This is a genomic window from Chengkuizengella sp. SCS-71B, from assembly GCF_040100845.1.
Taxonomy (GTDB): domain Bacteria; phylum Bacillota; class Bacilli; order Paenibacillales; family KCTC-33759; genus Chengkuizengella.
Genome location: NZ_JAZHSH010000001.1, coordinates 1,278,658 through 1,297,710, shown reverse-complemented (window position 1 = coordinate 1,297,710; position 19,053 = coordinate 1,278,658). Strand labels below are relative to the sequence as shown.

The 19,053-nt window shown below is 34.3% G+C and carries 14 protein-coding genes; 1 reads left to right on the top strand and 13 read right to left on the bottom strand.

The annotated features are described in order from the left end of the window. Nucleotides 1-11 precede the first annotated feature (11 nt). From kduD to pelA, 3 genes are all read right to left on the bottom strand, one after another. Entirely contained in the window at nt 12-767 is a 756-nt protein-coding gene (gene kduD / locus VQL36_RS06455; protein WP_349248521.1) for a 2-dehydro-3-deoxy-D-gluconate 5-dehydrogenase KduD, read from the bottom strand. 40 nt (nt 768-807) lie between these two features. Next, nucleotides 808-1,638, bottom strand: coding sequence for a 5-dehydro-4-deoxy-D-glucuronate isomerase (kduI, locus tag VQL36_RS06450; protein ID WP_349251136.1), 831 nt, complete (start codon nt 1,636-1,638; stop codon nt 808-810). A 122-nt stretch (nt 1,639-1,760) separates the two neighbouring features. Next, entirely contained in the window at nt 1,761-5,360 is a 3,600-nt protein-coding gene (gene pelA / locus VQL36_RS06445) for a pectate lyase (protein ID WP_349248520.1), read from the bottom strand. A gap of 353 nt (nt 5,361-5,713) precedes the next feature. On the opposite strand from pelA, the gene VQL36_RS06440 reads away from it, so the two are divergent. After that, the gene (locus tag VQL36_RS06440) at nt 5,714-6,703 is read left to right on the top strand and encodes a LacI family DNA-binding transcriptional regulator (RefSeq protein WP_349248519.1); all 990 of its coding nucleotides are present in this window, start codon (nt 5,714-5,716) and stop codon (nt 6,701-6,703) included. Between the two features lie 17 nt (nt 6,704-6,720). Here VQL36_RS06440 and VQL36_RS06435 read toward each other — a convergent pair whose 3' ends face one another. From VQL36_RS06435 to VQL36_RS06390, 10 genes are all read right to left on the bottom strand, one after another. Next, nucleotides 6,721-8,265 carry a glycoside hydrolase family 28 protein gene (locus VQL36_RS06435; protein ID WP_349248518.1) on the bottom strand — a complete coding sequence of 515 codons (1,545 nt, stop codon included), beginning with the start codon at nt 8,263-8,265 and terminating at the stop codon, nt 6,721-6,723. A gap of 15 nt (nt 8,266-8,280) precedes the next feature. Next, nucleotides 8,281-8,607, bottom strand: coding sequence for a cupin domain-containing protein (locus VQL36_RS06430; RefSeq protein WP_349248517.1), 327 nt, complete (start codon nt 8,605-8,607; stop codon nt 8,281-8,283). Further along, entirely contained in the window at nt 8,576-9,850 is a 1,275-nt protein-coding gene (locus VQL36_RS06425) for an MFS transporter (RefSeq protein WP_349248516.1), read from the bottom strand. Before VQL36_RS06425 ends, VQL36_RS06430 begins: the two co-directional genes overlap by 32 nt. Further along, on the bottom strand, nt 9,847-10,956 hold the full coding sequence (locus VQL36_RS06420) for a hypothetical protein (protein ID WP_349248515.1): 1,110 nt from the start codon (nt 10,954-10,956) through the stop codon (nt 9,847-9,849). The genes VQL36_RS06425 and VQL36_RS06420 overlap by 4 nt, the downstream gene beginning before the upstream one ends. Before the next feature lie 13 nt (nt 10,957-10,969). Further along, nucleotides 10,970-11,845, bottom strand: coding sequence for a carbohydrate ABC transporter permease (locus VQL36_RS06415; protein ID WP_349248514.1), 876 nt, complete (start codon nt 11,843-11,845; stop codon nt 10,970-10,972). Nucleotides 11,846-11,860: 15 nt separating this feature from the next. Next, on the bottom strand, nt 11,861-12,835 hold the full coding sequence (locus tag VQL36_RS06410) for a sugar ABC transporter permease (RefSeq protein ID WP_349248513.1): 975 nt from the start codon (nt 12,833-12,835) through the stop codon (nt 11,861-11,863). 259 nt (nt 12,836-13,094) lie between these two features. Then, nucleotides 13,095-14,654: an extracellular solute-binding protein gene (locus VQL36_RS06405; protein WP_349248512.1), complete on the bottom strand. Its 1,560-nt coding sequence runs from the start codon at nt 14,652-14,654 to the stop codon at nt 13,095-13,097. Between the two features lie 157 nt (nt 14,655-14,811). Beyond that, entirely contained in the window at nt 14,812-17,112 is a 2,301-nt protein-coding gene (locus VQL36_RS06400; protein WP_349248511.1) for a helix-turn-helix domain-containing protein, read from the bottom strand. Between the two features lie 188 nt (nt 17,113-17,300). After that, nucleotides 17,301-18,410: a glycoside hydrolase family 105 protein gene (locus tag VQL36_RS06395; RefSeq protein WP_349248510.1), complete on the bottom strand. Its 1,110-nt coding sequence runs from the start codon at nt 18,408-18,410 to the stop codon at nt 17,301-17,303. A 79-nt stretch (nt 18,411-18,489) separates the two neighbouring features. Then, nucleotides 18,490-19,008: an AraC family transcriptional regulator gene (locus tag VQL36_RS06390; RefSeq protein ID WP_349248509.1), complete on the bottom strand. Its 519-nt coding sequence runs from the start codon at nt 19,006-19,008 to the stop codon at nt 18,490-18,492. Nucleotides 19,009-19,053 lie beyond the last annotated feature (45 nt).

Sequence of the window (19,053 nt, the reverse complement as noted above, 5' to 3'; positions counted from 1 at the left end):
TTTACCCTCCTTTACCTATTCATCCAACCACCATCTACACAAAGGATATGACCATTCACATAATCGGAAGCTGAAGATGCGAGAAAAAGCGCTGCACCTACAAGGTCTTCTGGAGTTCCCCATCGACCTGCAGGAATTCTTTCTAAAATTTGACGATTTCGATTTTCATCACTTCGTAATGCCTCTGTATTATCCGTACTCATATATCCTGGGGCAATAGCATTGACTTGTACCCCTTTAGATGCCCATTCATTTGAAAGCGCTTTGGTCAAACCAGCTACTGCATGTTTACTTGCAGTATATCCTGGAACTGTAATGCCTCCTTGGAAAGAAAGCATAGAAGCGATATTGATGATTTTTCCGTACCCTCTCTCTATCATCTCTCTACCAAGTACTTGACTTAATATGAAAATAGAATTCGTGTTTGCATTCATTACAGCTTCCCAATCTTCATAAGCATGTTCTGCTGCAGGTGCTCTACGGATAATGCCAGCATTATTAATCAAAATATCTACTTTTCCAAATGCAGCTATCGCTTCTTTTGCTGCAATTTCTGTTTTTTCTTTGTCCCCCAAATCAGCTACAACGATGGATGCCTTTACACCTAAATTTTCAATTTCCTGTTTTACTGCCTCTGCTGGAGTTCTGTTCGTCAAAAGTACAACATCTGCCCCAGCTTGTGCCATACCGATCGCCATCGCCTTTCCTAAACCGCGACCCGCACCTGTAACCATCGCGGTTTTACCCGTCAAATCATAAGTAACCATTTAAGTTAACACCTCATTCCCCTCTTAATGTTTCTTGCGATTACTTTAAATCTTCTATATTAATCATATCCATATCTTTAAATGTATAATTTTCACCAGCCATTGCCCAAATGAAAGAATAATTGCTAGTGCCTGAACCAGAATGGATAGACCAGCTTGGAGATATAACAGCCTGTTCGTTTTTTACAATAATATGACGAGTTTCATTCGGTTCTCCCATTAAATGCAACACTCTTGCCTGTTCTTCCAGATCAAAATACAAATAGGCTTCCATTCTCCGATCATGAATATGTGCAGGCATTGTATTCCATATGCTTCCTGATTTTAAAATCGTTAAACCGAGCATTAATTGACAGCTTTTCAATCCGCCTTCATGAATATATTGATAAATGGTCCGTTCGTTACACGCATCTTTAGAACCTAAGTTCAAAGGATTTGCATTTTCTATCGCTGCCTTTTGTACTGGAAGCTTCTCATGAGCAGGACATGAGCAAAAATATAATTTTGCTGGTTGATTCGAATCAACACTGCTCAATTTCAACTGCTCCTTCCCTCTACCTACGTAGAGAGCATCCAAGCGTGATAGTTCATAACTCTCACCATCTACCTCTATTACTGCTGGACCGCCAATATTAATAAATCCGATTTCACGTCTTTCAAGAAAAAATTCTGTTTTTAAAGTATCTTTTTCATCTAAAGTTAGTGTTTTATCAACTGGTAGAGCACCACCAATAATCATACGATCATAATGGCTATATACCATATTTACTTGATCACTCGCAAATAAATCCTCAATTAGAAAACGCTCTCTTAATTTATTCGTATCAAAACGTTTCACATCCTCTGGATGACTCGCGTGTCTCACTTCTATAGACATAAATCTACCTCCTATTAAATTGAAAAAATATGAAAGCTCCTCCCCCATAGGAGGAGCTAATTTATCTAGAAATGAATACCAAACCATCTTCTAGGATTATTTAAGTCGGGTATATACTACATTCCATCTGTCACTTGTTTAATTTCTTCATCTTTTAGTTTTCTTCCATTCATATCAACAGATTCTGTTGCATTTACTCGTGCATATACCTTGCCTACGTAATAACCTGTCGTTTTGGCTGTTTCCAATAGGGATTTAGCGTAACTGCCTCCCCATGAATATCCATCTCTTCTTTCCTGTTCTATTTCTTGAATTGTACGTTTGATCACACCATCACGTCCAGAGAAAATAGGCTCCATCGTTTCAAGGTCATAAAATCTGTACCAAGCAACTGAGTTAGGATCCTCTACAAAATATTCACCATTCGGGTCCGCACTGATATAACGAATACCTTCAAGTTTCACTTCATCAAACCATTCTAACGCACTTTTCACAGCATTTCTTACTTCATCACTTGGATTGTCAATAGACATTAGAAACTTTACAACACCAACCGACTCTGAACCAGAAATAGATGGATGTTCATAAGTACGGGCACCCGTAGGCTCATAGGTGAACGGATCATGCTGAGCACACCAAGCCGTTAGTTTACCGCCCACTTCAATTTGTGATTTTAAAATATAATCAATCGCAGCATCTAGAGAAGATTGCAATTGCATTTTAACTTCTTCATCTACAATTCCTGTATCAAAAGGATATTGTTCATTCAGAATATCATCAAATAACTCCAATACATTCACCATCGCATCATCATTAAAGGTTACATCATTAGAGTATTGAATCGCTTCCCCATCATTTCCACGTTTAGGGTAAACCTGAGGGAAACCTCCTGTTTCATACTGCATCGTCAACAAGAAATCTATTCCCTTTAATACACTTTGTTTATATTGATCTGCATTCGTTTCTCTAAACACTTCAGAAATGAATCGGATTTGTTTCACCGTAGCATCATTATCTATACTCCCTAATTCCGTTTCACCATCTGGACCCAATTGTGTAGAACGTTTTTCTACACCGTCCCATGGTCGAATATATTTATCCTCCATGCTTTTTGTCCAACCGCCATGATCCATCTGCCACGTTATTAAATGATCTGCTTGTAATTTTGCTGCATCCAGATCCCCTGTGTAACTTCGGTTTTCTTCTTCAAAATAAGTGGCTCCCTCACCTAATTTATCTAACGTATGAAGGACAAGAAGAGTGTTGCCAAATCGATCTTCCGTAACAGCTGCTTTATCAACAGCTAAGTTATGATCTAACACATTATAAAGACTGCTCCAACTAGCCGTAGAAGTACTAAGTTTAATATCCTGTACATCAAAGTTCTCAAAAGTTCCATTCAAAGCTACTAATACTAATTCATCTGAAATCGCTTCTGCTCTGGCAATATGCACATAATCAGGTTCTTGCAGTTCAGATACTAATGTTCCTTTTATGACAATGTCATCTACAACATGACCTTTTGTGCTGCTATTTGGCGAATAGCTTTCAAAGTAGTCAATTTGCTCAGCTGATTTATAAAATGGAGCATTTTCAATTTTCAATTCACCATTGATGAATACATCTGCTGTTTGAGTCCCTATATTTGCAACCACTTGAATATCGTACCAAACACCACTTTCAGCTGCTATTAAAGGTTCATGTGAATCATCTGAATGACGATATGAAATACTATTCACATCGTTTACCTTTTTCGTTTCTAGTACAACAGCAACATCTCCATCACCCTTTAATCTAACAACTTTCGTAGAACTCGTATAGGATGGCTGCATAAATTTCATGTCTAAGGTAACCTTATGTCCTAACGCTTCAAAATTAGTTCTTAAATCTACATTGGTTGAATCACTCGTATCATCTAAAAACACACTATAATTCATTGCATCCGTTTCCACTACTGTCACTGTACCACCTGCTGTATCAACCTCAAAACCAGCAGGAGCACTTCCCAATACGTCTGCATTAAAATCTGCGTTCACAACAATTGTCTCTTCATAAGGTTCAATCAATCTCTCAGCAACTCTACTTATAATTTCTAACGCTTCTTGATAGGATAATGGTTTATTCGCTCCAAACGCTCCACCTGATTGAGGTACCATGATCCCTTCTGAAATGAGAATACCGATAGAGGCATCACTTTGATCTGATTGTGAATTTTCGTTTAATTCTAGCAAATGATTAATGATCGCTGCTAATTCTTTTCTAGTGATAGACTGATCTGGTTTGATCTCTCCGTCTTTATAACTATTAATATAACCGGCATCCTGTGCTGTTTCTAATACATAAGCTGCCCATTCTTCAGTGGAAACTTCCCAAACTTGTTCTTTTACTTCAATTCCTTTATAGGTTTCCTCAGAAGAAAAACCGAACAAATTATTAATTAGTGCCATAAACTCTACTCTTGTAATATTCTGTGTTAAATCTCTTTCTCCTTGTAATAGGACCTTCTCTTCTATCAATTTTGTTATCATTACTTCGTCCAATAGTTCAGATAGTCCAACTTCTTCGGTTACAATATCTGGTTCTTCTTCATCCACTAAATCAGCATCAATAACACGTAAATGATCGATATTTGCCCCACCGTCAGGACCTGTTCCTGTCAAGCGAATAACATGCTGCCCTGCATCCAATTCTACATTAACACCAACATATTTATAATTTGTAAAATCACCTGTTGAAGGAAACCCAAGGGCAGTTTCAACAACTTCACCATTCACTTGAATTTCTGCTGGTCTGTTATCATCTTTACCATGTGAATATCTGAAACCTAGATTATATTCATCTGTTGCAGCAACTTCAACTGTCCATTCTAAATATCCTCCAGGTTGATTTGGATTAAAATCAACGAATCCCTCACCTGTGTAACCAGGATGTTTGTTATCTACGATTGTACCTGAACCTATTGCATGTTCAGCCTCATATATCCCCTCATCTGAAGGTGGATTTCCTCCATTATTCCCACCTCCATTATCTGAACCTGCAGGAAAACCTTTAATTACAATATCATCTACTTGATGTCCTTTTGTACTGCTATTAGGTGTAAAACTTTCAAAAAAATCAATTTGTTCTGCAGTTTTATAAAATGGTGCATTTTCAATTTTAAGTTCACCATTGATGTATACATCTGCTGCCTGTTCAGTTAGATCTGATACGATTTGAATATCGTACCAAACACCATTTTCCACCGAAATCAATGGTTCGTATGTATCACCTGAATGGCGATAAGTAATGCTATTTACATCATTCACCTTTTTCGTTTCAATAATGACAGCAGCTTGACCTTTACCTTTTAATCTAGCAACCTTAGTGGAACTCGTATATGCTGGCTGCATGAATTTCATGTCTACAGTTACCTGATCCCCCAATGCTTCAAAGTTTGTACTTAGTGATACATTGGTTGAATCACTAGTGTCATCTAGAAATACACTACGATTAGATGCATCTGTTTCAACAACAGTAACTGTACCCCCTCCTTCTGAGACATCAAAACCTGATGGAGCACCGCCAACCATATCTTCATTAAAGTTAGCATTTACAACAACAATCTCTTCAGTACCCTCTTCCGCATTAACTAAACTAATTGGAGTAGAAATAGCCGTTAACACCGTAAATGCTGCCATAAAATGAACTAAAACAATTGTACAGATTTTTTTCATCATGACTCGTTGATTCCTCCTTATTTAACAAAAGTGGATTTTTGAACAACCTCTAATAGGTTTAGAAATTGATTATACTCATAGAAAGCATATAACGCCTACAATCATTTGCTTAGAACTATGTCAAACATAAGGATTATTACTCCTCATAAGCCATCTTAACTAAAGATTATTTTACAATTTTAGATTTTTAGCATTAGATTACAACGTTGTTATTTTAATTTCTTACATTATTTTATATAATAATTTCTGTATCATATTTTTCATTAGTTCAATATTTCACAAAAATGAAATGCTTGTTCAAAAATTTGGGTTTGAGAACTTCTTGAACATGCTCTATATAAGGAGATTTAAATATGTCAGTTACGATAAAAGATGTTGCTAAGCAAGCAGGGGTTAGTTTTTCAACAGTATCAAAAGCGCTGAGAAACAGCCCGTTAGTTACAGAAAAAACGAAAAAGAAAATTTTAAATGTTGCAAAAGAAATGGGTTATCAACCTAATAACTTAGCTAGAAGTTTAGTCTCTAAAAAAATGTGGACCATTGGGGTCGTTTGGCCTTCAGTAGAAAGAGTTACTCTTTCTGCTTTAATTACTCAAATCAATATAAGACTTGAAAAATATTCCTATACAACCTTACTGTCCATTAACAAAGTTGAATCTGCGATTGAAGCGTTTAATCGCATTCAAGTTGATGCCATTCTCGTTTTTGATGATTTAGAAGGTACTTTTATAAACACAGCACCAATTTCAAATGTTCCACTATTATATTACGGTATTTCAGATCATCAAATTTATCCAACCGTTGATGCAAACCGTGGAAAAGCCATATCACTTGCAGTTGAGCACCTCATTCACTTAGGACATGAGCACATTACTTATATTGGAGATGTTTCAACAAAAGATCCTTTACAGGAACAGAAGGTTGAAGGTTTTATCAAAACAATGAACAGTTTTGGAATAACAGTTAAAGATCATATGTTAATAAGAACAAACAATATGGATTTATATAGCGGATATTCTTCTGCAAAAAAAGCTTTATTAAATGAGTCTGAGCGCCCAACAGCGGTCATTTGCGGAAGTTATGATATCACACGGGGACTCTTAAGAGCCGTGAACGAACTCAATATAAATATACCAGATGAACTTTCAATCATTAGTTATGACCATATACCACAAATGGCTGAGCTTAATATTCCAGTCACGGCTGTAGGAGTCCCATTAATGACAATTGCAGATTATATCACTAAACAACTATTACTACTTTCAGAAAAAAAGGAAATACCAAATGTTATTTCCTTAGATCCTGAACTTATCATTCGGTCTTCAACTTCTAATAAAAGATAGTCCTATATATTGTAATCTTATAACTTTTCACCACAATATATAAGTTGCTTACAAGTATTCGCATCATATTGTAGATAATCTGCTTTCTCTGCACAAAGTGCATCCTTCCCATCAATATATATATCGTGAACATGATTTAAGCTAACAACAGAAGTTTGGTCATGTTTATTTTTCATAGAAAAATGATTTAGCTCGATCTGTGAACTCTGTTCAAGTACTAACGCTTCTCCCTGTCTAGTTTCAACCCGAACATGATCCAACACTAAATCCTGAATATGTTTTCCATAAATCCCCGCACCTGCCATGACTTTTTTCTCTTTCACCATGTCAGGTTCACCTCCAACTTCATTAGGATCTTTAGTCATTTCAATATTTACATGAGATAGTGTAACTTCCTCAACTGGCATTTCTGGTAAACCGTAAATAAAGCCAGCTGCAGCGCGACATTTTTTTGCAGTTACATTTTTTACTTGGATATGTTTTATTCGAGGGGTTTTTTCAGTAACTTCAATAGCATTGGGGTTGTTCATATTTGGATCTCTATCATCCACCCCATGCCTGTAAAAGGAATTAATCGCAAATGGGCAAAATACATCCTCCATATAAATGTTGTTCACTAATATATTCTGTATATAACTGCCTCGCGCACGATTCGTTTTTATACGGATGCCACGATCTGTGCCAATGAAGACACAATTTGAAACAGTAACGTTTTGAATTCCTCCTGAGTTTTCACTACCAAATACAACTCCACCGTGACCATGCAGCATTGTACAGTTAGTAATGGTAATGTTCTCTGTAGGCCTCCCTACCCTTCTTCCGTCTTCATTAATTCCTGATTTTAAACAAAGGCAATCGTCACCTACATCAAAATGACAATCTGATACTCTTACATTTGAACATGAATCGATATCAAAACCATCCCCATTAGGAGTATTTGAAGGGTTTTTGAAATTAACACCATGTACATTAACATTGTCACAATACACCAAATGAGTATTCCAAAACGGAGAATTCTGTAATGTTACACCTTCCAATGTCACTTGTTCACAATGCATCAATTGCAGCAAAGGAGGTCTGAAAAACTGAGATTCCCATTCCACGATATTGTTATGTACAGAATCTGTTAAACTTCGATTTAACTCGGCAATTTCTTTCGTTCGTTCTGATACGTATTTTTCTTTTTTACGCAGTTTTCGATTCACCTTCCACCAAGCTTCTCCTTGTCCATCAATAATTCCACCGCCTTTGATGGTTACATTTGTCAAACCATAACCATATATTAAAGGGTGGTAACCATAACACTCATAACCAGACCACCTAGTTTTTACAGGAGGATATTGATTAAAATCATCTTTGAAAAGTAGTTTAGCACCAGCTTCTATAAACAACGTAATATGACTGCGAAGTGTAATTGGACCTGTTAAAAAAGTACCCGCGGGGATATAAACCGTGCCGCCTCCCATAGAAGAACAATCTTCAAGGGCTGCAGCAATTGCTTCAGTATTATCCGAAGCACGGTCCCCTTTGGCTCCATAATCTATAATATTAAAAAATGACATCATCCTGCCTCCTTTTTAATCATTTTCTAGCTCTAATAGATCCTCTCTTAATGGATAAAAGGTATCTAATAAAATACTTGATTCAAGTGCAATGACACCGTGTAAAGCATTTGAAGGTATATGAAGAGTATCCCCTTGTTGCAGTACTTTTTTTTCACCATCAATCGTAAACTCCATCTTCCCTTTTAAACAATACGTGTATTGTTCATGTGGATGACTGTGCAGGGCTCCTACAGCTCCTTTTTGAAAACGAACTTCCATCATCATGATGTGTTTTCCTGGAGGATGTATTTTTCTCGAAACCCCCTCATCAACTTCCTCCCAAACGCCTGTCTTTAGCATGAAAATCCACTCCTTTTTTAAAATAGGGTCCATCCACTAAGCTTGGAATGATCAACTGAAACATCAATACAAAACAAAGTATCCAAGGGAGCGAAACCGAATTTAATTCCTGAGATAACATCATAATAATAAAAACCCCTAATGCTCTCCCCGTATTAATAATAGTCTCTCGAATTACGATAGACTCAACTCTGAAATGTTGCTTTAAAGGCAACTTCTCAATCCATTGATAATAATGGGCTGCATATGAATTTGCTTGTAAAGGTTTAAACACAGCGTGAATGGACATGAACAAAATAAGTGTATAAATGGAAAGCTCCCAAACTACAAACATAGAGGCAAATGTAAAACCAAAACCTGCAATCAATAAATACATTTTTGTAAATTCCAACTTAGCAAATCTAGTGATCATATAACTTGATAAAATAGATAACGCAAGGAAGATCGCATTTAGGCTTCCAATAATTCCTTCATCTTGAATGACATCAAACAATAATATCGATGGAATATAAATTAAAATACCTTGAGGAAAACCAATGATAAACCATCCGAGTAATGTTTTTATAAGTGATGGGCGTTTTCTAAGCATCATCGGGAGATATTTCATATAGTACTTTTTATGATGAAATTCGCTTTTCTCCATTTTGAAACTGCCAATCGCAGCAATTAAAAATAAGGAAAACGCAATCATAAAAACGATAGGATATCCAGATAATGCATCAGATTGACTAATGATCGTACCAGCTGCCACTGGACCAACTAAGGTAGCGATATGTGTTAATATCAAGTTCCAGCCTAAATATCGATGGCGATTTTGATTATTGGATACATCAAACATTAAGGTGAAATACCCAAGCCAATAAAAAGCAGTTGAAATACCTTTCAAAATAGCAAAAATATAAAAATAATCTACCATCTTCTCTTGGGTGAATAGAATGCATAAATAAAAAATAGCTGTAAGCAGTATTCCATAGCGGTACACAACAAGTCGATCTTTTTGTTTGGCAAATCTACCCATTATCATTGTACCGATGGGTGCTGAAATTAATGTTATAAGATTAAATAAACCATTAATAAAAAGACTATTCGTCAAGCGCCACAAGTATAAGTTAATAAAAATAATAGATAATGAATTCGCAAATTGATATACGGTATGGTTCGTTAATGTCCAAACTGCCTCCTTAGAAAATTTCTTCTCATGAGGAATACTGAATTTCTTAAGCAACTGCACACCCTTTTTCATGATATATACGAATAAAAAGGAAATTGTTCATTTAATCTTGGAGCTTTTAATTGACATAACTGATAAAGTTGAAGTCTAATCAAAACTGCTTGAGTGCTAGCATTCATATCTCCTTCTAACAAACCTTGACTTAAATGAACAGGAGGCGGCATATTCGGATAATATTTCCCATGTTTTATTTGAGCTATATTAGGGGCAGATGGGGAACGTTCAAGCTCCCTAGAAAACGCTCCATCTTTTCTTTTTAACCTTTTCATATTTTGTACTGAAATTTCAATTATATCTCTTAATTCATCAATCGAAATCTGTACATTCATATAAGACAACAAGTTGATCGGGTTACGAATATAACACATATCCACCGCTTCCTCTGTCCTTAAACAATGTAAAATACTCTTATAAATCTTATCCGTATTTGGCATTTGTATATTCAATTTGCTATAAAAGGTATGGAGTTTAAACGTTCCAGATATTTTTACATATAAACTGCCTTGCCCCCATAACCCCGTAACAGGATCTTGTATTTTCTCTAAATACTGAGTGGCCTTTGTAATATATGGCTCTCTATCTGTTTCAGGCATATCTAACATATAAAAACAGGAGTTTGCTAAAAGGTCACAACCTCTCCAACTGTTGCTCATATCAATACTTTCCCATTTCTCCATATAAGCTTCTGGGCTTTTGACATAATCAGGTGCTGAGTTTGCTTGAAAGGGAAGTGGATACAACGGTTTGCTGTTTAATTTTCTTAAAGCGCCTGCCGAATAACTAATCGCTCTATGAACCATAACCTCATCTTTTTTCATATCCTCATTTTCATCATAAAAATAGCCTGTTTGTTGGATCTGTTTAGATTGAAAAAAATGAATCATTTTATTTTGAATTACTGCTGGCATATCCTTTAATAATTCATTTCTAATTAATATATTAAGTGCTTGTGCTGTGGATTCTATATCTGGTTTAAACCTTACATCTGATACAGAACTTTTTGCATAATAAAACCCACCGCTTTCAGCATCGTATTGTCCAGCAAGCCAGAGAAAAAAATCTTCGAATAAGAAGTCTACTTCACTTAACAATTCTATAAACATATGATTGTTATTCATCTAAACACAACACCTAACCTTTAATGGATCCTACAAATGCTCCCTTAGCAAAATGCTTCTGCAAGAAAGGATAAACCAACAATACTGGTAGAGTAGCAATAACAATGACCGCCATTTTTACAGCCTGAGATGGTGGTGCTGAATCTTCAAATCCTGAATCATCAACGTTTAATCCAGTTGCAAGAACGACAATCTGTCTAAGTATTACCTGTACAGGCCATTTATCTGAATCGTTTAAATAAAGGATTGCCGGTAAATACGTATTCCAATAAGTAACCGCATAGAATAAAGAAATGGTAGCAAGTACAGGCATAGACAAAGGAAGAACGATTCGAAAGAAAATACCGAAATCAGTACAGCCATCAATCTTTGCAGATTCCTCAAGACCTTCAGGCAAGTTTTGGAAAAAACTTTTTAAAATGATCATATTAAATGCATTAATCGTGTATGGAATAATGAGCGCAAGATAAGAATCTATTAATCCAAGTTGTTTTACAACTAAAAAAGTAGGAATCATTCCACCACTGAACAACATAGTAAAAACAACAAAAAACATGATTACATTTCGACCATCTAAATCTCTTCTTGATAATCCATAAGCCATCAAACAGCTGATAAACATACTGAACAAAGTTCCAAATAAAGTAATACCAATCGAATTCGCTAATCCTCTAAAAATCGTATCTGTAGAAAACACGAAACGATAAGCATCCAAACTCCAATCTGTTGGTATAAGTACAAAAGGTTTACGTGCAAGTTCTGCAGTCGTTGTAAAGGAACCCGCTATGATATGAATAAAAGGGAGAATTGTAATTAAGCCAATGATGCCTAATAAAGTATAGTTCGTAATGTGAAATAATCTGCTGCCTAGCTTTTTATCCTCTACCATGTTAAATCCTCCTTATTAATATAATCCTTCATCCCCAAATTTTTTAGCGAGCTTATTCGCTGCTATAACCATAATCAATCCAACAAATGATTTAAAAAATCCAACAGCAGTACCATAACTAAACTGTCCATTTTTTAATGCGGCTGTGTATACAAAGGTGTCAAATATTTCTGCAACTTCACGATTTACTGAATTGAGAAGTAGGTACACATGTTCAAAACCTAGCTCAAGGATGTCACCTATTTTTAAAATAAGTAAAAGAACAATTACATTACGGATAGATGGCAAAGTAATGTGCCAAATCTGTCTTAACCTGCTTGCTCCATCCATTCTAGCAGCTTCATATAATTGAGGGTCTATTGAAGCGATTGCAGCTAAATAAATAATCGTTCCCCAACCCGCTTCCCTCCAGATAACTTGGAGGACATACATAGGCCTAAACCATTCTTGACTTAATAAGAAATTTATTTTTTCAAAACCCATCCATACGATCAAATCGTTAATCAGTCCACCATCGAGTGTTAACATAACAAAACTAATGGAAACGATAATAACCCAAGACATAAAATGTGGAATATAAACTAACGTTTGAATCGTTCGTTTATAAAGAGAGTGCCGTACTTCATTTAACATCAGGGCTAAAATAATAGGAATTGGAAAAAAGAAAAGAAGATTCATTCCAAATAAAATCAATGTATTCGCAAATATTTGCCAAAATTGAGGATCATTAAATAATGTCGTAAAATGCTCAAAGCCAACCCATTCACTTCCTGATATCCCTTTATAAGGTTTGTAATCTTGAAAAGCAATGACCAAGCCATACATCGGTACATATTTAAAAATAATAAAATATAAAGCACCTGGTAAAATCATTAAATAGAGAAGCTTATTTCTTTTGATTCGTCTCCAACGTTCTGAACTTGTTTTTCTCTGCTTCAATACAGATTCTTGCTTATAATGGAGATCACTATCTAACTGAATTTCACTCATTCCCTACTTCCTTTCCACTTATTTATTCTATAACTTAAGCAAATCTTACGTTAGAAATAGAAATAACGTCTATAATCATGATCCCATAAACCTTAATATATTAACGGTTTATGGGTTGTACTCTAGGTAATCAAAGATAATGATTAGTAGGAAACTTACATACCAAATAACCATTAATCTAATCATTCTTATCTTTAAATTTAAAACGAACCTTGCTCATCGTTAGAGCAAGGTTCGTAATACATGGGGGTTTATGTAATTAATTTATTGCATCCCATGCTTCATTAATTTCTTTTATAATGTCGTTACCACCATTATTCTTCCAATTTTCAACCACTTGATCAAAACCAGCTCGATCAATTTCACCAAGGATATAATTATAGGTTGCATCATTGATTGAATCTAGTAGTCTAGAGCCTTTTTCTGCATACGTATCGGAATCTAAAGCTGCTGCTGGGTCAAATATTAAATAATCGTTATTGTCTAAAATCAATTCTTCTGCTTTAATACGTGCAGGCAACTCATAAAAACCATCTAGTCTTCCACTAGTTTGAACTTCACCAATCACACTGTCTTTAAAAGCTTTAACCTCACGCTTAATTTGATCTTTTTTATCTGCAAATGCAGACGCTTTTCCATCCTTTACTTCATAATGCTCACCTTCAATTCCCCAGTACATCAAAGTTGAAACCTCTGGTGTCATCATTTTATCAAAGAAACCAAGAATATCTTTAAGCTCTTCTTCAGATTTTACAGATGATTTTGGAAAAAGAACAAGGTTTCCATATCCAGGTGCAGACCACGTACCAAACTCTCCATGAGGACCTTCAATGTAGTTTTGAACGTCCATTACTGCATCTGGGAAGTTTTTCGTTGTTTCATTATTAATTGTGCTTACATCAGACATTGTTCCAATATACACACCTGCTGTACCGTTATAGAAAAGATTCCTTTGGTCTGATTTACTAGTAACAGGGAAATCCTGATTCATATATCCAGCTTCATGAACCTTCTTCATATAATCCATAGCATCAATATATTCATCAAACATGAACTGAGGTAAAAGTTGCCCGTCTTTTTCTCCCCAGTTATTTGGCGCACCATGCCAAGAAGCAACTGCTTTAAACGCTCCGTATACAAGATCGTTTCGATCTGTAAGTCCAAACGTATCGTCCAAACCGTTTCCATCTGGATCGTCTTCAGTAAATGCCCTGAACATTTCAAATAATTCATCGACATCTGTTGGTGAGTCTATCCCTAAATTGTCAGCCCAATCTTGACGATAAATAACTCCAGCACGCGATAATGGCCTTCCTACATATAAAGAGTATAATTTCCCATCTACTTTTGTATTATTTAACGTAGTTTCCTTTAGACTGCTCAAATTTTTAAATTCGCTTAAGTAAGGTCCAAGTTCCCAAAACTGTTCATCACGTATTGCTTCTTTAAACAATAAGAAGGAGTTAGCATTTTTTAAATAGACAACCTGCGGAAAACTCTCTGTAGCTAAAGAAGTATTTAACTTCTCCTCATAATTCTCATCAGGGAAAAATTGATATTCTAATTCAGTATTTGTTAACTTTTCAATCTCATTTAATAGTAAATCTGGTGGAGACTCAGGCTCTTTTAATGGAGCCATAATAGTAATACTAATTGGATCTTTTACTTTTTCTTCATTATTTTCTTTTTTTGTGTTTTCTTTTCCACTTTCTTTCGGTGGTGGATCCGCTTCTTGAGTATTACTTTGACACCCTGCGAACAACCCAACAGATAATGCTAATACGCAGATTGGAGTAAGAATTTTCTTGACTTTATTCATTTTTCGACCTCCATTTTTTTATTTACATATTCATCTTAATCTCACTCTTTTCATTTCGTATATAATCACATTCTCATATTTGAGATCGTTTTAATTAAAATACTGCATTTTAAAAGGTTTTTCAGACTAATCTAAGGAAATGATTATCCCATAAATGCTAATTTCCTTTATACTTTTTACGGTATTCTCCTGGAGTCATCCCTTCTTGTTTTCTAAAAGATCGTATAAAGTTTTGTGAATTATTATACTTTAACCTATCCGCTACTTCCTTAATTGTCATATCTGAAGTTAATAACCATTGCTTAGCAATTCTAAAACGATAACTAGATAAATATTCACTAAAAGTGGTATTTGTTTCTTTTTTAAAAACACTACTCAGGTAGTTAGCATTGTAATGTAATTTTGATGCACATTCTTCTAGTGTCAAATCCTTATCATATTGTGAATGAATCATATCAATCATTTCCTCAGATAAATTATGATATAAGGAGTCTCTTCTATCTCCAAAAATCTGTATAAGAGGAAGCAATAATTTATTTTTAAACCAATCTTCTACATCATCTCTCACTTGTAATTTTAATAAGTCCTCATGCGGGGGAGTTCTTAGTTGATAAATTTGTTCATATGGAATACTAGCTTCTTGCATCATAATCATAATGTTGTTAAGCAATCTCATCAAATACACTTGATATTCATTTAAAGTTTGTGATTGATTAAATACTTTGTCCATCCAATTGTTCAACTGTGTAAGAGCTTCTCCTTTATCAGATAGTTTAATTGCATCTAAAAGCTCCATTTCAGCAATTTGCGGATATTGAATGACTATGGAATGATTTGTAGAACTTACATTGCCATAATGAATAATGACACCCGTACCTAATTTTATGCGATGTTTTAATGCTTCTAAACCTTCTTGATAGGCTCTTGGAGCGAAGCTGATATCTTCATATACTAGGCTGATTCCTATACTTACAGATAAATCTAAGTAAACCCGAATAAGTCCTTGTAATTTTTCAGTTAATTCATAGATTTTGTCATTAGTTATTTTTATATCTTCAGCATCAAATCCAACTAAGACTGCTAGAGTTTGATCAATCCACACTGAAGGCAATCGATTGTCCTTTAATATAATCTCCTCTACGATGTTAGAAATTGCAAAGTATAATAGATCAACATCCTTATTTTCGTATCGCGTTTTTTCAATTGTATCGATTTGAACAGTTAACATCATTATTTTTTTCCATTGATTCACTCTTTGTTGTAATCCAAAATACGCTAGTTTATTTTCCATTTCTGAAACACGAATATTTCCTGTTAATAACCGGCTTATAAATAGTGACCGAACCTGTTGCTTATGATCTCGAACTTCATCTTCTAATTTTGAATTTGAGGAAAACAACTCCTGCATATATTTTTGAATGTATTGAAGCTCACCTTGCGGTTTTTCATTTTCAATAGGCAAACGTTCCTGAACAAATTGAATTAACCTGCCAATTGGTAAGTACAGTTTTCTAGTCGTTAACCATACAAATAGAATAGAAATCATAATAATAGAACCACATATATATAAAGTAAACCAACCTATTTTTTTGGATTCAACGGTCATATTGTCTAGAGATACAATAGAAAGATATATCCATCCATTAAAATCTGATTTATAATACGTTACTGTATTATGATGATTTTCTACAGTGACTTGGAATTGTCCTGAATTCTCATTAAATTCAATTTCATCAGTAAAATAAGGGGTTTCTATCAACGTTTTACCAATCATCTCTTGATCCTCATGTACTAAAATGCGATTACTTCCATCTATAATCATCACTTTATCAAATTCACGTTCTTTAGTAATGATTTCAGAAATGCTACAAGTAGGAATATGTGCAAAAGCTAATCCATCTTTATTTGTTACTCTAGCTGGTAATTTTTTCACTAAACTAATAGAGTATTCGCAATTTGCATTAAAAAAGTTGTCTGAAAAATCCTGTGATTTTAGTAATACCCATTCGGAATTAGAATTCAACTCAAAGAAATTCATGTACTTATCAAAATCATCGTGGCTTTTTAAACGATATAAACCAGAGTTTTTGACGAGCCAATCCTCTTGTTTACTCAAAATAACAACATCAGAAACTTTCGAATCAAAAGATTGAAGGTGGCTAATTTCTTTTCTTAAGTTATTGTAGAGTTGAAACTCTTTATAATTCATCTCACTTTGAAGGGCTTGTTCCATAACAGTAGAATTAATTAAATTATTTAAAGTAAGATTTAAGGTAACAAATATTTGTTCAATATTTAAATTAAGTTGTTTTATATATTGAACTTCACTAAAGTTAATTTGCTTTTGAACTTGTTTAGATGACTGGATATAAGAGAAGGTTCCAACAAATAAAACAGGCATAATACTTAATATACATCCGAACAAAACCAATTTAGTTAATAAGCTCTTTTTCCTCATATGAAAACCCCTTGTTGTTTCTTGCTATAAATTCCAAAAAACACTCAAAATGTTAACGTTTTCAAATTATCTTTGATTTAAATCTCTAGTATTCTCTTTATCATATAATAGGTAGATTTAATAAACATTGTCAATGTAAAATTAATCACAAAAGTAAAAATTAACTTTATATTAAGATTATTTTAAAATTAAACTAATTTACTCATTTCAACACAAGATAGAACGAAAGTGCCTATACCATGCAAGTCATTTTCACATTTAGACCTGCCAATATAGTGTGGGTAATCCCCTACACCTGTACCTACACATATATCAGGCATAACAAATTGATCGTTATCATTAAAGTAAATCTTTGAGATCAACCCATCAAAGCCTTTAAGTACTGTTTCTTTGTATGCTGAAGTAATATAGCCTTTATTAATAGATTTAGCGATTGCATACACAAACAAGCTAGAGGATGAAGTTTCTAACCAATTATCTTTATGGTGTCCCTTATCAACAACCTGATACCATAATCCAGTTTCTAAATCTTGATACTTTATAACGGATGATATTACATCCTTTAATGCCTGGTGGATTTCATTTCTGCCAGCATGATCGTTTGGTAATAAATCTAGGAAATCAGTTAATGCAAAAATATACCATCCAATAGCTCTACCCCAAAACTCAGGTGCTTTTCCAGTTACAGGATCAGACCATGAAGTTGCCTTACTTTCATCCCAAGCGTGATAATATAGTCCCGTTTGATCATCCTTTGTATACTTACGCAGCAATCTCTCCTGTTTTAACACCATATCATATAAATCTGATTTACCGTAATATGTTGCATAAAACATAGCAAATGAACCACCCATATATAAACCATCCAGCCACATTTGATACGGATATCTATCCTTGTGCCAATACCCTCCTTCAGATGTGCGATTGAATGTGTCAAACAATGATAATAGCTTATCTGCCGCTTTACGATAACGTTCATCTCCAGTTTGTTGATGAAGAGTAAATAAAATATCTCCTGCTTGAATGGAGTCTAACTCAGATCGATTAAAAATAAAATTTCCATGTTCGTCAATCAAATGATCTGCATACCCCTTAATATACTCAAACAAACTTCTATCTTGATTTTGCTCCCACAATTTTATCATGCCATAAAGATAAACGCCTTGATGATAGTGCCAGCGATTTGCTGGAGGAAGATCACCTGGAAAATAAGTCTCATTAATAGATTGACATGCGGCTTCACCCCATTCAAGCGGCGAACTAAATTTAAATTTTTGTTGAGTTACATTTTTATGCATTGATTTTTCCCCTTTCTATTCCAACGAAATAACAACGTTGTTATTATAAATATAGCATAATTCAGGTTTATTAATCTTGTCAATCAGATTCAGAACTTAATAACATGGATTTATACTCTCTAGGTGAGAATCCAGTATGTTTTTTAAATACTTTACTAAAATAATAAGAGTTGTTGCCATATCCTATACACTTCGCGACCTTTTGTATTTTTATCTGTTTCGATTTTTCTAACATTTTCTTTGCTTTTTTTATTCTTTCATTTAAAACATATTGAGTAAAATTTACTCCTGTTTCTTTTTTAAACAACTTTCCTAAATAATCTCTATTCATGTAAAAAACTTCACTAGATAGCTTTTTTAATGTAAGTGTTTCATCATTTAAATGTAGAATGACATATTCTTTCATAAGATCAGTTATGCTTAAAGAATGCTGATGATTCAACATATCATCCTTAAAATGAACACAAGTTTTATTTTGCTTTAACAATTCGATTAATAGAAACATTAATTCATCTTTATTTACATTAATATAATGATTAAACTCATTAAGTACTTCAATTTTTAATTTAATCTTTCCATTTTGAAGGGAAAATTTCAAAATAATTCAAACCTCCTTTCATCCCAACAATAACAACGTTGTTAT

Excerpts from the sequence above, each read along its gene's own strand:
- kduD (WP_349248521.1), bottom strand. The coding sequence starts at position 767 with ATGGTTACTTATGATTTGACGGGTAAAACCGCGATGGTTACAGGTGCG.
- pelA (WP_349248520.1), bottom strand. The coding sequence starts at position 5,360 with ATGATGAAAAAAATCTGTACAATTGTTTTAGTTCATTTTATGGCAGCA.
- VQL36_RS06440 (WP_349248519.1), top strand. The coding sequence starts at position 5,714 with ATGTCAGTTACGATAAAAGATGTTGCTAAGCAAGCAGGGGTTAGTTTT.
- VQL36_RS06435 (WP_349248518.1), bottom strand. The coding sequence starts at position 8,265 with ATGTCATTTTTTAATATTATAGATTATGGAGCCAAAGGGGACCGTGCT.
- VQL36_RS06430 (WP_349248517.1), bottom strand. The coding sequence starts at position 8,607 with ATGCTAAAGACAGGCGTTTGGGAGGAAGTTGATGAGGGGGTTTCGAGA.
- VQL36_RS06425 (WP_349248516.1), bottom strand. The coding sequence starts at position 9,850 with ATGAAAAAGGGTGTGCAGTTGCTTAAGAAATTCAGTATTCCTCATGAG.
- VQL36_RS06420 (WP_349248515.1), bottom strand. The coding sequence starts at position 10,956 with ATGAATAACAATCATATGTTTATAGAATTGTTAAGTGAAGTAGACTTC.
- VQL36_RS06415 (WP_349248514.1), bottom strand. The coding sequence starts at position 11,845 with ATGGTAGAGGATAAAAAGCTAGGCAGCAGATTATTTCACATTACGAAC.
- VQL36_RS06410 (WP_349248513.1), bottom strand. The coding sequence starts at position 12,835 with ATGAGTGAAATTCAGTTAGATAGTGATCTCCATTATAAGCAAGAATCT.
- VQL36_RS06405 (WP_349248512.1), bottom strand. The coding sequence starts at position 14,654 with ATGAATAAAGTCAAGAAAATTCTTACTCCAATCTGCGTATTAGCATTA.
- VQL36_RS06400 (WP_349248511.1), bottom strand. The coding sequence starts at position 17,112 with ATGAGGAAAAAGAGCTTATTAACTAAATTGGTTTTGTTCGGATGTATA.
- VQL36_RS06395 (WP_349248510.1), bottom strand. The coding sequence starts at position 18,410 with ATGCATAAAAATGTAACTCAACAAAAATTTAAATTTAGTTCGCCGCTT.